We start from the raw sequence: 14,295 nt of genomic DNA, 5'->3' as shown, positions 1-14,295 counted from the left end.
GAGAACATAGTGAGATACTGTTGCGCAATGCTAGATTCAAACAGGCTGCAACCATCCTCTCACCAAAGCGCAGCCAGTGGCTAGGGTGTTGTTAAAAACAGCAATTGCTCGGTGGGAAAATGATCAAGGTAATAGCCGTCCTGCGCCAAAATGACTAGGAGGTGTAAACCGCAGTCTGGCTTGAGGTGGAGATCCGCCCAAGGGATTGCAACTTCGAGGCACGTCTCTAGAGCATATTGAGCATGGGTGGTCTGAGGCTGCCATTGGTTGTTGGCGATCGCCTCGCTAAACTCAATACATTGACGTTCAATGTCAATGACCAGTTGGTGGTGATACAAGTAATTGAGGGGTGGCTCGTCAGGATACTCCTTTAGGGACAGCGAGCTATTATAGGTCACCACATTGGGGTAGTACCAGCAAAAGTGGACGGTGCCAATCTCGGTACCAAAGGGCTGCTTTTGAGCAGGGGCATCCAGCCGCATATAGATGTTAAGGTGATCAACACCATACCAGAGGCGGTTGATCAGGGTTTGTCGGTGCATTGTGCCACGGTTGCCGCCAATATGAATCCGCCCCGCAAAGTTCCAGTCCTGTTCGTCGCCACGCCCATCAATTTGCGGGTGAATAAACCCTTGGGGAGGATAAGTATCCTTAGCTTCGTGAACTTCAAGTGGCTCATTTAAGTACTGGGGCACCGGCTCGCCAAGAGCCTCGTACAGTGCAATTAAGTGTTCGCGAAATAGCTGATCGAACATGGCATCGTGATTGGAGGAATGCCCCTCACCAAACCACCAAAACCAATCAGAGCCTTCAGCCGCCAAGAGGGCTTCCCACGCGGCTGGGTTGGCCTGCTCTGTTGCGTCAGGATGGCGTTCAAGGGTTTGGCGTGCCGCCGCCAAGTAATCCCAGGCTTTGTTTTTGACCGGATCCCCAATCCACGTACAGAAATTACCGTCAATCCATGAACCACTGTGGAGCGATTCGCCCGCCAGCACAGCTCGCGGCGGATGGGTTTGCAAATATTCGGCTACAGAGACACACTGCAAGTGCGGATGATCACTGAGTAACTGGTAAAGGGTTTCCAGAAAGGGTAAGCCATCGCGAGGATAGTACTCCCAGCAGTTTTCGCCATCGAGGGCGATCGTCACTAGCCACGGTTGCTCAAGGGCAGTGCCGCCGGTTCCTTCGTAAGCCAACAGGTGCTGCCGAATGCCCTCTAACTGGTGGATCAAGTCTGCTGCTGCTGTTTCAGGGGACATGGCACTGTAGGTAAAGCCAATTAAATCGGAGAGACGGTGATCACGAAAGATAATGTTCAAATCTCCACTGCTGGTGGTGAGCCGATAGGGTTGGTACAAAACCGCCGCCTCTTGAACCACCCCTGCTTCATTGCGGTGAAAGTAGGTACCCGTCGTCCAACCTAAGACCGCTTCATCGGAGCAAATCCACTCAAATCCCTGCTCAATGATAGCGGGTAAAATGGCGGGGCTGACGGCCTCTTCGGAGGGCCACAACCCACGGGGGGCACACCCAAAATAGTGTTCGTAGAGCACTCGCGATCGCCGCAGGTGCCGGGGTACATCGTCGGGATACTGAAAGCGGTGCTGAGGCAGGGTCATCTGTGGAACGGCCACCTTTGCGGCATCGGTATCCACCAGTAAGGGCAAGATGGGATGTGTGTAGGGGGTGGTCGTTACCTCTATCTGACCGACCTCTTGCAAGGCGCGATGCTGAGGCACAATTTGCCGCAGAATGTCCCGCTGTTTGGAAATGATCCGCTGGCGATCGCTGAGGCTGAAGTTTCGTCCTTGGGCAAACCACTGACTCACCTCTTCCTCCTGCCAATAGAACGGATCAATCCATGCCAGATTGTGCCATGCCAGCAGATCGCCATAGTCTTGGGGGTGCCAGTGCTGCCAACACCACACTGCCCCTTCCGTCTGCCGTTGCTCGTAGAGTTCGCGATAGCGGGGATGGGGATCAATCATCGTGCGGTGGTGGGCATCAAAAAAATGCTCAATGATAAACCACCGCTGTTGATCCGTGAGTTGCTCGACAGGGGTGAGGGCGGCGGTCAGGTACGGGTCTAGTGCCACACCATTGACATAATCTTCTATTTGCAAAATCAGAGAAGGTACTAAATTGACGGTTTGCTTGAGGCGGGGATACTTCGCTAGCACTAGAATTAAATCTAGGTAATCTTTAGTGCCATGCAAGCGCACCCACGGCAGAAGATACTGACCTGTACGGCAACTTTTGTAGAGGGGTTGATGCTGGTGCCAAACAAAGGCAATGTGTAAGGGATACGCCACAAACGCACCTTAGGTAACGCTACCCTCTAGTATTTCAGGGAATTTTGCCCTCTAGCCAAGTTGTTACACACTTTGACATACTCCCCGCCCTAAAGGATAGAAGTCGCTCTAACGTGCTAAAATAACCTCGTTCTGTAGCACATGAGACACCGTCTTGACCCAGGCGACTGATCTTCCGGGCATAGATTCCCCAAAAATTGACGAATTTTTACAAGAATTAGCCACTATCCAGAATGCCGGTCCCAAGCGAATTGCCCTTTTAGGTTCGCGTCATGTGCCCATTACTCATCAGCATCTGATTGAAATGATGAGTTACGCATTGGTTTTGGCAGGCAACCGCCTGATGACCTCCGGTGCGATGGGAACGAATGCAGCGGCGATTCGCGGTGCCATGCGGGCAAACCCGAACCTATTGACGGTGATTCTGCCCCAGAGCCTAGAACGACAACCGCGGGAGTCGCGGCAACAGCTTGACAAGGTGATGCACTTGGTTGAAAAACCTGAGAATGATCAACTTCCCTTGGGGGAAGCCAGTGCGCTATGTAACCAAGAAATTGTTTCCCGCTGTCAACAACTGATCTGTTTTGCCTTTCACGATAGCCATACCCTTCTGCAAACCTGTGAATTGGCAGAGGAACAGCATAAGGTGGTAACGCTTTTCTATTTTGATTAGTTATTGTGCTGATTCTGATGATTCATTGATCAGGGGTCACCCCAAGGAATTAGGTGGCATAGCAAGTGTGCAAACTGTTTTCGGTTTAACAGTCAATGATTGGCAGTATCGTCTAGACTAACGCATAATACCCTGTAAAATCATCAGACTAAATCAACTGTGGCTCAGCCGTCTAGGTTTGAAGACAGTACAGCTGCAATGCCTCTCCTAACGATAAACAGCACGTTGAGGGAGTTGTTGCACAATCGGCTGTTAGAGAGCATTTTTAGCTTTAGTAGCCAAGGAATGCTTTTACTAGGGGTAGATGCAGCCCGTCCTTGCTATCAGGTGCTCAGTGTCAATGCAGTTGCACAGCAGCTTTTAGGGCAATACCTGCCAAGGGCAGACCTCCTGCAGGATGAGCGCCTAGTGGCTTGCTTAAACCAATGCTGGCAGCAGCAAGTGAGCATTCAACACTGTTACCGCCATCTCTGTTTCAGCTTTATCCCCCTGCCAGAAGACAGTGGGCGAACTACAACTGGTTTTATTCTTGGCCTGCTCGATAGGGACACAAGTCGTAGCCCTATTTATGAAAATCCGGCACGATTGAACCAGTTGCTGGATCAAGTGCTGGGATGTATTTTTTCCTGTGAGAGTACGCCACCTTGGCAACTCACCTATCTGAGTCAGGGGTGCTTCGCCGTAACCGGCTATACGCCCGCCGATTTCTTGAGCCGTGGCGATCAGGGGCTGGATCAAATTACCTATCCCCAAGATTTACCTCAAGTGCTGGCAACCATTGAGCAGGCGATCGCCCATGCCAGCCCCTACGAAATTGAGTATCGCATTCACCATCGGGATGGGCATCTACGCTGGGTGCGGGAGCAAGGCATACCGGTGCTGGATAGCCTTGGCCGCGTGATTGCCATTGATGGGGCGATCGCCGACATCACCCTCTGGAAAGAGCTAGAGTACGCCCTCGAACAACCCATCGCTGGCCTGAATCAGTGGGTTGGCAGTGATTTTGTCTGTCATCTGGCTCAATTCCTCAGCCAGCAGTTGGGCGTGGATCATGTCCTGATTGGGGAGATCAGCGGTCCAAATAATGATTGGCTCACCACAGTTGCCTACTGCTGCCATGGCGAACTGCACCCCCCCCTCAGCTATGCCCTAGTTGATACCCCCTGTGCCAACGTTTTGCACGCCGATACCTGTTTTTATAGCCAAGGGGTCGCTCGCCTGTTTCCTAAGGATAAGATGCTGGCCACGGCTGGGGTTGACGCCTACATTGGGATCCCCTTGCGCAACTCCTTAGGCGAAACCCTTGGGTTGGTGGCGATTATGCACTCACAGCCTCTTGAGCGGGTCGCCTACATTGAGGGGCTGCTGAAAATTTTTGGGGTGCGCCTGACCGCAGAACTAGAGCGCATCCGTGCTGAGCGTGCCCTGAAAGCCCACAAAGCGCATCTAGAACAGCAACTGCGCTACGAAAAGTTAATCAGTACCGTTGCCAGCGAGTTTATTAATCTGCCCTTGGCCAACATCCCTGAAGGGATTCACAAGGTTTTGCGTCTATTGGGGGAGATCACTGCCGCCGATCGCAGCTATCTATTTGAGCGAGACACCCCAACCCTAAGGAGCTTCTCGAATACCTATGAGTGGTGTGCAGCAGACATCGAACCTGAACAAGACACTCTTCAAGGGGTTGCCAGCACGGACTTCCCCCTCTTTTTTCAGCAACTGTACACCCAGGGGCACGTGCTTTGGCCGCACGTGAGAGGCCTGCCCCTGAATCTCCCCGATCGCGCTGGCTTAGATGCCCAAGGGATTCAGTCCCTCATTGTGGTTGCCCTGCGCCGTGGCTCTGAAACCATTGGTTTTCTGGGCTTAGATTTTGTCAGGCAAGCGCGGCAGGACTTAGAGACCCTGTTGCCCCTGATGGAGGTGATGGCTGCCACCTTTACCAATGTGCTGGAGCGCCAAGAAACGGAGCGATCGCTGCGAGCCGCTGAAAGCCAATACCGCAGTATTTTTGAAAATGCCGTGGAGGGAATGTTTCAGTCCACGCCGGAGGGTCGCTATTTGGCAGTGAATCCTGCTTTGGCGCGCATGTATGGCTATGCGTCTCCCGATGAACTCATCAATACCATTCATCACATTGCTACTCAGGTCTATGTTGACCCCCAGCGACGGCAAGACTTTATCACAGCTCTGGAGCAGCACCCCACCCTGAGCAACTTTGAATCCCAAGTGTATCGGAAGGATGGCTCCATTATTTGGGTGTCGGAGCACGCCCGCGTCGTTCGCAATGAGGCAGGGCAGGTCTGCTACTACGAAGGTACTGTCGAAGACATTACCCAAAACAAACTAGCAGCCGCTCAGCTTCAGCAAGCCACCGCAGAGATGGAAGCGATTTTTGCGGTGTATCCCGATCTCTACTTTCGGATTGCGGCGGATACAACCATTTTGGACTACAAGGGGGGCAGTCATGCCGAACTGTATGTACCTGAATCAGAACTGCTGGGGCGTTCGATGTTTGAGTTCCTGCCCACCTCCGTTGCGCAGCAATTTCAGGATGCCATCGGTCACGTACTGCGCGATCGCGCTCTGTTGACGCTGACCTACTCGCTTCCCTACCCCCAAGAAGAGCAATTTTTTGAAGCCCGCCTGTTGCCATTCCAGGATGACGAAGTCGTGGCCTTTGTCCGCAATATTAGCGATCGCATTCGGGTGGACGCAGAACTCCGTCGCGCTGAAGCCCAGTACCGCAGTATTTTTGAAAATGCCACCGAAGGCATCTTTCAGTCCACCCCCGATGGTTACTACCTGAACGTTAACCCGGCTCTAGCGCGCATCTATGGCTATGAATCACCTGCGCAACTGCAAGCTGAACTGACAGATATTGCCCATCAACTGTATGTCGATGCCCGACGACGCGACGAATTTGTCCAAGCTCTTGTGAAAAACGGTATTGTTACCGACTTTGAGTCCCAAGTGTATCGTCGCGATGGCCGCATTATTTGGATCTCTGAAAATGCCCGGGCAGTTTACGATAACAACGGTCACCTTGCTTATTTTGAAGGCACTGTTGTTGATATTACCGAGCGCAAACTCGCAGAAAGCACGATTCACTACCAAGCCTTTCACGATCTCCTGACGGGGCTACCGAACCGCGCCCTCTTTGACGATCGCCTCCCCCTTGCCTTAGCGGAATCCCGGTGGTCGCAGCAGCGGGTGGGGGTGATGTTTCTGGATCTAGACCGCTTCAAAGTGATTAACGATACCCTTGGCCATGCCATTGGCGATCAACTCCTGCAACAGGTGGCTGAGCGACTAGTGCACTGCCTACGGGAAACTGACACCATTGCCCGCTGGGGGGGCGATGAATTTACCATTCTGCTGCCGATGATACACCACAGTGATGACTTAGCCATTGTGGCCGAGCGAATTCTCCACGCCCTCAAGCCCGAGTTTATTTTAGATGGCCACCATCTCCACATCACCACCAGTATTGGCATTGCTGTGTACCCTGATCATGGCGAGTCACCCGATCTACTGCTGCGGAATGCAGATACGGCACTCTACCGTGCCAAGGAAACCGGACGGAATACCTACCAGTTCTACACCGACAGCTTTAACTCTGCCGCCCATGCCCTACTGCGCCTTGAAAATGACCTGCACACTGCCCTCAGCCTTGAAGAGCTGTGCCTTTACTATCAGCCCCAACTTGATCTGAAACGGCGACAGATTCACCACATCGAAGCGCTTGTGCGTTGGCAGCATCCCACGCAAGGGTTACTTGGCCCTAGGCAATTTATTAATATGGCAGAAGAAAATGGCTTAATTTTACCCATTGGCGACTGGGCGCTCCGCCGCGCCTGTCATGACTGTCAAGCATGGCAACGCCAAGGATTAGCAGGGGTTGGGGTTGCGGTGAACCTGTCGTCGCGGCAGTTTTTGCACCCAAACCTGCTTGAGGAAATTCAGCAGAGTCTTGCGGCCTCTCAGTTGCCACCGCACCTGCTCACCTTAGAAATTACCGAATCAACCGCCATTCACAACGTCAACCTCACCCAAGAGATTCTCAGTCATTTGCGCGCCCTTGGGGTGGGCATTATCCTTGACGACTTTGGCACGGGGTATGCCTCCCTCACCTATCTCAAACACTTTCCGATCACGGGTCTGAAGATTGATCGCTCCTTTGTCGAAGATATTGTCAGCGATCGCCAAGATCAAGCTATTACCAAAGCCATCATTGATCTGGCAAAAGGACTGGGGTTACCCATCGTGGCCGAAGGGGTGGAAACAGTCGCGCAACTAGAGCAACTTACTGCTTTGGGGTGTGATGTTATTCAAGGTTTTATTTTCGCCAGACCGATGCCCTACGCGGAATTGCTTGAGTGGGTACAGACCGCACCCCCTAGAATAGAGTGTTAAGGCGACGTATTCGGAGGCTGAGCCATGAGTCTAAACGTTGTGCATCTGGTTGGCCGGGTGGGGAGCGATCCGGAGGTGCGTTACTTTGAATCCGGCAGTGTCAAATGCCGCCTCACCTTGGCGGTCAACCGTCCCAGCAAAGACGACCAACCCGACTGGTTTAATTTGGAAATTTGGGGTAAAACGGCACAAGTTGCTGCCGACTACGTTCGCAAAGGCACCCTCCTTGGCATCAAAGGCAGCCTCAAGTTTGATCGCTGGCAAGATCGTACCACCGGTGTCGATCGCTCCACCCCCGTTATCTTGGTTGATCGCATGGAGCTGCTGAGTTCAAGGCGCGATAGCGATCTCAGTGCGGTGCCCTCTGGGTATATGCCCGATCGCTAGGGGATACGATGGCATGGTGGCTACGTCTATGCAAGTTGCACGTGCCTCCTTCGGCAACCGTTTACCACAGCTATGAGCAACTCACCCCGTAACCTGTGGCATACCATGACGCAAACTCTCACCCAAGCGGTAGAGACGGTACAGGCACGGTTTGATTGGAGCCAAGTACCGGTTCAGGAGACTGCACGCAAAACGGAACTCTGGGTTGAGGGAGCCGGGGCACACCGTAGGTATCCCCTCTTGGGCGATCGCTACATCCTTGGCCGCAGTCGCACCAAGGCCGATATTCTCATCGACAGTGAAATTGTCAGTGGTTGTCATGCCGAGCTGCGGCGGTTGACCCCCACAGGGGKCTTTGAGATTCGGGATTTAGACTCCACCAATGGCCTATACCGGGGGCGGCAGAAAATGGCGGTGGATGTGCTCCACAATGGGGATGTGCTGACCCTAGGGCCGCCAGAACTGCAAAATGGGGTCACCCTGCGGTTTGTGAACCCACCGCCTCGCTGGGTAAAGGGGGTGTGCTACAGTCTGTACGGTCTGCTGGGGGTGAGCCTACTGGCGGGGGGGATCATCACTGCCGAAGCAGCGAAGGTTTCTGTGCATCCCATCCCAGCCATTGAGCAAGGCCCCATTATTCTCCTCGATCGCCAAGGGCAGCCGGTGAATCCCGTGGAGAGTCGGCCTCACCAAGAACTGCGCTACCTTAAGGAGTTCTCCCCCTATCTGATCCATGGGGTGCTTGCTTCCGAAGATTCGCGGTATTATTGGCACTTTGGGATGGATCCCCTCGGTCTGGCGCGAGCAGTTGTCACCAATGTACGCGGTGGTGAGTTACGGGAAGGAGCCAGTACCCTCTCACAGCAATTGGCACGTACCCTCTTTCGCTCTTACGTGGGCACCGATGACTCGTTGGGGCGCAAGTGGCGGGAAATGGTCGTCGCCCTGAAGTTAGAGGCCTTTTACAGCAAGGATGAATTACTGTTGACCTACCTGAACCGGGTGTATTTGGGGGTAGGGAACACCGGCTTTGAAGATGCTGCCCAGTTCTTTTTTGGCAAGTCCGCTAAAGACCTCACCCTTAATGAGGCGGCCACACTGGTGGGTATTTTGCCAGCACCGAACCGCTTTAACCCCGTGCGGGATTACGATGCCGCAGTGGATTATCGAAATCGGGTTCTGTTGCGGATGGTACAGCAGGGGCGGGTGAGCAAGGAAGATGCCGATCGCGCCCGGCGATCGCGCATTGAACTTAGCCCTAAAGCCAAGGAGGTGTTTGCGGCGCAGCGTGCTCCCTACTACACCGATCAGGTGTACCACGAGTTGGATCGGCTATTGGGTGACGACCTAGCCCAAGAAGGGAACCTAATTGTACAGACAGGATTAGACCCCACTTGGCAGGCCACTGCCGAAGCCAGCCTCAAAACCTTTATCAATGAGGTTGCGCTCAGCTACGGCGTGAGTCAAGGGGCAATCCTCACCCTCGAACCGAGTACGGGGCTGATCCGTGCCCTTGTGGGCGGGGTTGACTACCAAAAAAGCCAGTTTAACCGCGCGACCCTAGCGATGCGCCAACCTGGCTCCACCTTCAAAATTTTTGTCTTTGCTGAAGCCCTGCGGCAGGGGCGATCGCCCCACGAGACCCTGTCGTGCGAGCCGGTATTTTGGCAGGGGCAACGCTTTGAGGGCTGCCGCCACGGGGGAGGCGCCATGGATTTAGCCACTGCCCTTGCCCTCTCAGAAAACCCCATTGCCCTGCGGCTGGCTCAGGAGGTCGGGCTACAGCCCACGATTCAACTGGCGCAACGGATGGGGCTGAGCACCCCTCTGCAAGCGGTACCCGGTTTAGTGCTGGGGCAAAGCGAAACTACCCTCCTAGAGATGAGTGGTGCCTTTGCCGTCCTCGCCAATGCTGGCAAGCGGATTCCTCCCCACACCATTCTTGAGGTGCGCGACGGCAGCGACTGTACCACCCCCACCGCTTGGCAGACCTGCCGGGTGATCTATCAGGCCAAGACAGAGGCACCTCAGCCGGTGCTCGAGATGGCGATCGCCAACCAGATGACCGACCTATTGACCGCTGTCGTGAGTCGGGGCACCGGTCGCGCGGCAGCACTGAGCTGGCCTGTCGCAGGCAAAACGGGCACCACCAACGATGGGCGGGATCTGTGGTTTATTGGCTATGTTCCTGCTGCAGATGTTCTCACGGGGATTTGGCTGGGCAACGACGATAACAGCCCTACCCAAGGGAGTAGTGGCCTAGCTGCTGCCCTGTGGGGGGACTATATGGGGCAAGTGCTGCAGTAAAGCGCCTACTGCTAAAATTCTGCCTGCTTGCCCTTAGCAGCGACAGCCAGATAAGCTACGATGAACGGGATTGCTGGTATTGCTGAGAGGCGATCGCCATGGCGGATGTGCATACTCTGAGCGAATTCCATCGCCGCTATCCTACAGGCAGCTTGGTCAGTGAACTGTTACAAATTCATGACGACCTCTTTATTGTCAAAACCTCCCTCTTGGTCGGGGGCAGTGTTCTGGCCACGGGAATGGCCGCCGCCCCCACCCTTGAGCAGGCAGAGGATAGCGCCCGGCAACGGGCATTGCAACTGCTGGGGATTCACCTACCCCTACAAACCCAAGCTGAGTTAATTGCCGCAGACCCATCTCCACCCCTGCCCACCAGTCAACGCGCTGCTTTAGGGGCAGCACCATGGCCGGAGGACGAGACCTCAGAGCTGATGTTAGAGCCTGCTCCTCCACCCGTTACGCGGCGGGGTAGGGCTACCAACAAACCCGCCGCAGAGAAAGTGGCTCCGAAACAGGAACCAGTGGACTTTGCCGATGAAATTGCCCAAACCACCGTTGAGATGAAACGCCTTGGCTGGACGGACGCCCAAGGTCGTGCGTGTTTGCTAGAGCGCTATGGCAAGCGATCGCGCCAACAACTGAGTGATGAGGAACTTCTCGACTTCCTACACTTTTTGCAACGCCAACCCAGCCCTGGGGAACCCTCGTTTTAGGCCAATATAGGCCAATGCTAGAACAAACTAGAATCAATACGTAAAGAATATTTATACTCTGGTTGAAACTTAAAGAAAAGCTATAGATTTTTACCGCACCCCTGATCCCGCCCTTAGCCTCTTTACCATGGGGAATGTTGCTGTCGAGGAAAAATCAGTGCTTGGGCGCTTTGATCTCCAAGAGTCTAGTTCGCTAGTTGCGCTTGACAACCGTCGTCAATGGATAATGCGACTCGTGCTGCTGATGAGTCTCTTTACGCTCGTTTTGATGGCCGTTGGCAGTGCCACCCGCGTTATGGATGCCGGTCTGGCCTGTCCCGATTGGCCCCTGTGTTTTGGCACCTTGGTTCCCCAAAAGCAAATGAACCTACAGGTCTTCCTAGAGTGGTTTCATCGTCTGCTAGCGACGAGCTTGGGCGGGATGGCGATCGCCTTTGCGGGGTTGAGCATTGCATGGCGGCACGCCTTGCCCCGTTGGTTACCCTATGCGGCGGCCAGCGCCCTTGCTCTTGTGGTGCTTCAGGGGATTCTCGGTGGCTTGACCGTAACAGAACTGCTGCGGTTTGAAGTGGTCACGGCTCACTTGGGCACGGGGCTGCTTTTCTTTTGCCTGTTGGTCAGCATCACGGTGGGGCTGGTGCCGTTTCAGGGAACCGGCACATCGCGGTGGCTCAGGTTAACCGCTGCCATTGCAACGGTGTGTGTCTATGGCCAGAGCATCCTCGGCGGGCTGGTGTCTTCCCAATGGGCTGTGCATCAGTGCCTGTACGGCGATCGCCTGTGTCATGTGCTCAATAGCCACTTATTAGGGGTTGCGCCGGCCACCTTAAGCGTTCTTGCCGTGGTGACCGTTGCATGGCGTAGCCCCGCCTTGGCAACTGTACTGCGGCAGCTAAGTTTTAGCTTGCTGTTTGTTGTTGCGGCTCAAATTGGTTTAGGGGTAGCAACGTTCCAACTCAAGCTACAGGTGCCGCCGCTCACCGTAGCGCACCAGCTTGTTGGGGCAACTCTCCTTGGCTTACTGGTGGCCTTGACTACCCTTGCCGGGCGCGATCGCGCTGACTCTGCCGCCAATGGGGCGATCGCCCCCTAGCACCCTACAGGACTGACCCTATGCCAGAAACGATCTTGACAGCCACCACGCCTCGGGCTTGGCAAAGTCTATTGGCAGATTATTGGCAACTGACCAAGCCCCGCTTAATCCTCCTGTTTTTGATTACCACCGCTGCCGCTATGGTGGTGGCCAGTGAAGGCACTGTCTCACCGTGGTTACTCCTTGTCACCTTGCTGAGTGGTGCCTGTGCCGCGGGAGCCGCCAACACCATTAACTGCCTCTACGATCGCGATATTGATGCAATCATGGAGCGTACTCGCCATCGCCCCTTGCCATCGGGACGGGTGTCGCCCCTAGAAGCCTTACTTTTTGCCCTCACCCTCGCGGCGATCGCCTTTATTCTCCTCGCCGTCTTTGCAAACCTCCTGAGTGCGTGCTTAGCCATGGCGGGTATTGCGGTTTATGTGGGGGTCTATACCCACTGGCTAAAGCGCTCTTCCCCTCAGAATATCGTCATTGGCGGTGCCGCTGGTGCCATTCCCCCCCTTGTGGGCTGGGCAGCCGTCACCGGTGAACTCAGTTGGGCAGCGTGGGTGCTTTTTGCCATTATTTTTATCTGGACTCCCCCCCACTTTTGGCCCTTGGCCATGCTCATCCAAGACGATTATGCCCGGGTGAACGTGCCAATGTTACCGGTGGTCGATGGCGACGCGACCACTGCACGGCAAATTTTGCTCTATACCCTTGCGTTAGTTCCAACCTCCCTATTGCTGATCTATCCCTGTGGTGTGGTGGGCTGGGGCTACGGTCTAGCAGCGATCGCCCTAGGGGGGGGGTTTCTCTATCGCGCTTGGCACCTCACCCAAGTCCCCAGTGACAAAGAGCGGGCACGCTCCCTCTTCAAATTTTCGATTTTGTATATGATGCTCCTGTGTGGTGCCATGGCCTTAGATCGGATGCTTCTAGCCCAGCTTGATCTGAGCCTTGCAACCGAGTTACAGACCTTGACCTGTTTGTTGCCTTGGAGCTAACTGCATGGACACCCCCGCAAGCCTCTACCGCGACGACTACATCGAGTGCGATCGCCATGGCCTCACCATTCACTGGTATTACTTCCCCTTTGGCGATAAGCGGATCGAATACACTACCATTCGCCACTTTGAAACCGTTGAGCTAGGCGTTGAAGGCAAATGGCGCATCTGGGGGATGGGGTTAGTGCCCCACTGGTTTCACCTCGATCCCCGGCGCCCACAAAAATCAACGGGGATCTTGATTGATGATGGGCATCCCATCAAGGTTGTGATTACCCCCGACGCAGTCGATCAGGTCTTAGCCATTTTGCAAACCCACACCACTGCTGCACCAATGTGAAACAGGCGGTATAATCTAGGTAAATAAAACGTAATAATCCTTAACAATTTACCCTAGACTGCCGTGACCACCCTGCTACAACGCTTCATCCTCATTTCCCCCTTCTTTTTCTGGGGAACAGCAATGGTGGCCATGAAAGAGGTGCTGCCCCATACCTCCCCCTTCTTTGTGGCAGGGGKGCGACTAGTGCCCGCCGGAGTGCTCGTACTCCTTTTAGCGATCGCCTTGGGGAAACCGCAACCAAGTACCCCTAAAGCATGGGGCTGGATTCTCGTATTTGCAGTAGTCGATGGGTTATTATTTCAGGGATTTTTAGCCACTGGCTTAGCCAAGACCGGGGCAGGGCTAGGCTCAGTGATGATTGACTCCCAACCCTTGGCGGTGGCCTTGCTTGCTCGCTGGCTCTACGCTGAGCGCGTCGGGGGGTGGGGCTGGCTGGGATTAGGGCTAGGGGTGCTGGGCATTAGCTGCATTGGCCTAGGGGACGATCTGCTGCACCTGCTACAACAGCCGCAACCGTTCGCCGCCATTTCTTGGCACAACTGGGGGCAGCGAGGCGAATTGTGGATGCTCTTAGCGGCGCTCTCAATGGCAGTGGGGACGATTTTGATGCGGCCAGTGGCACGCCATGTCGATCCGATTGTGGCCACCGGCTGGCATATGGTCTTGGGGGGGCTACCCCTGTTGGCGATCGCCAGCCTACACCAGCCAGCACCGTGGTTGAACCTGCACATTGGAGATGTACTCAACTTAGGGTATGCCACCGTATTTGGCAGTGCCATTGCCTACGGTGTGTTCTTTTACTTTGCGGCTCAAGGCAACTTAACCAGCCTGAGTGCCCTCACCTTTTTAACCCCCGTGTTTGCCCTCACCTTTGGCCATCTGCTCTTGGCCGAAACCCTGAGTCGGCTACAATTGCTAGGGGTTGGTTTCACCCTCATCAGCATCTACCTCATTAATCAGCGCCACGTGCTCGGGAGCCAATGGCAGCAGTTACCCCTATCCAGACAATTACGCCCCTCACAGACCGTTACAGTCAACGTATCGGATCACTCCTAAACC

Annotated in this window: 10 protein-coding genes; 9 read left to right on the top strand and 1 reads right to left on the bottom strand. The window is 54.6% G+C overall.

Annotation, left to right across the window (positions count from 1 at the left end):
* Positions 1 to 80: 80 nt before the first annotated feature.
* Positions 81 to 2,312 carry a glycoside hydrolase family 57 protein gene (locus L5220_RS04300; protein WP_499571849.1) on the bottom strand — a complete coding sequence of 744 codons (2,232 nt, stop codon included), beginning with the start codon at positions 2,310 to 2,312 and terminating at the stop codon, positions 81 to 83.
* 154 nt (positions 2,313 to 2,466) lie between these two features.
* Between L5220_RS04300 and L5220_RS04295 the strand changes: the two genes are divergently transcribed.
* The 9 genes from L5220_RS04295 (at position 2,467) to L5220_RS04255 (ending at position 14,292) form a co-directional block, all read left to right on the top strand.
* Positions 2,467 to 2,985, top strand: coding sequence for a DNA recombination-mediator protein A (locus L5220_RS04295; RefSeq protein WP_448524540.1), 519 nt, complete (start codon positions 2,467 to 2,469; stop codon positions 2,983 to 2,985).
* Between the two features lie 237 nt (positions 2,986 to 3,222).
* Positions 3,223 to 7,401 carry an EAL domain-containing protein gene (locus tag L5220_RS04290; protein ID WP_499571846.1) on the top strand — a complete coding sequence of 1,393 codons (4,179 nt, stop codon included), beginning with the start codon at positions 3,223 to 3,225 and terminating at the stop codon, positions 7,399 to 7,401.
* Positions 7,402 to 7,425: 24 nt separating this feature from the next.
* Positions 7,426 to 7,788 (top strand): single-stranded DNA-binding protein, encoded by a 363-nt coding sequence (locus L5220_RS04285; protein ID WP_448514726.1) that lies wholly within the window; start codon positions 7,426 to 7,428, stop codon positions 7,786 to 7,788.
* A 105-nt stretch (positions 7,789 to 7,893) separates the two neighbouring features.
* Positions 7,894 to 10,095, top strand: coding sequence for a transglycosylase domain-containing protein (locus L5220_RS04280; RefSeq protein ID WP_499571843.1), 2,202 nt, complete (start codon positions 7,894 to 7,896; stop codon positions 10,093 to 10,095).
* A gap of 98 nt (positions 10,096 to 10,193) precedes the next feature.
* Positions 10,194 to 10,808: a slr1353 family protein gene (locus L5220_RS04275; RefSeq protein ID WP_499571841.1), complete on the top strand. Its 615-nt coding sequence runs from the start codon at positions 10,194 to 10,196 to the stop codon at positions 10,806 to 10,808.
* A 127-nt stretch (positions 10,809 to 10,935) separates the two neighbouring features.
* Positions 10,936 to 11,901 carry a COX15/CtaA family protein gene (locus tag L5220_RS04270; RefSeq protein WP_499571839.1) on the top strand — a complete coding sequence of 322 codons (966 nt, stop codon included), beginning with the start codon at positions 10,936 to 10,938 and terminating at the stop codon, positions 11,899 to 11,901.
* Between the two features lie 20 nt (positions 11,902 to 11,921).
* Positions 11,922 to 12,893: a heme o synthase gene (locus L5220_RS04265; protein ID WP_448526961.1), complete on the top strand. Its 972-nt coding sequence runs from the start codon at positions 11,922 to 11,924 to the stop codon at positions 12,891 to 12,893.
* Between the two features lie 4 nt (positions 12,894 to 12,897).
* Positions 12,898 to 13,233 carry a PH domain-containing protein gene (locus L5220_RS04260; protein ID WP_448514721.1) on the top strand — a complete coding sequence of 112 codons (336 nt, stop codon included), beginning with the start codon at positions 12,898 to 12,900 and terminating at the stop codon, positions 13,231 to 13,233.
* Between the two features lie 63 nt (positions 13,234 to 13,296).
* Positions 13,297 to 14,292 carry a DMT family transporter gene (locus L5220_RS04255; protein ID WP_499571835.1) on the top strand — a complete coding sequence of 332 codons (996 nt, stop codon included), beginning with the start codon at positions 13,297 to 13,299 and terminating at the stop codon, positions 14,290 to 14,292.
* The last annotated feature ends 3 nt before the right edge of the window (positions 14,293 to 14,295 follow it).

This window comes from Synechococcus sp. PCC 6716 (genome assembly GCF_022570815.1).
GTDB lineage: Bacteria > Cyanobacteriota > Cyanobacteriia > Thermosynechococcales > Thermosynechococcaceae > Thermosynechococcus > Thermosynechococcus lividus.
The sequence above is the reverse complement of the archived record's forward strand: the minus strand, read 5'-3'. Positions and strand labels throughout refer to the sequence as shown.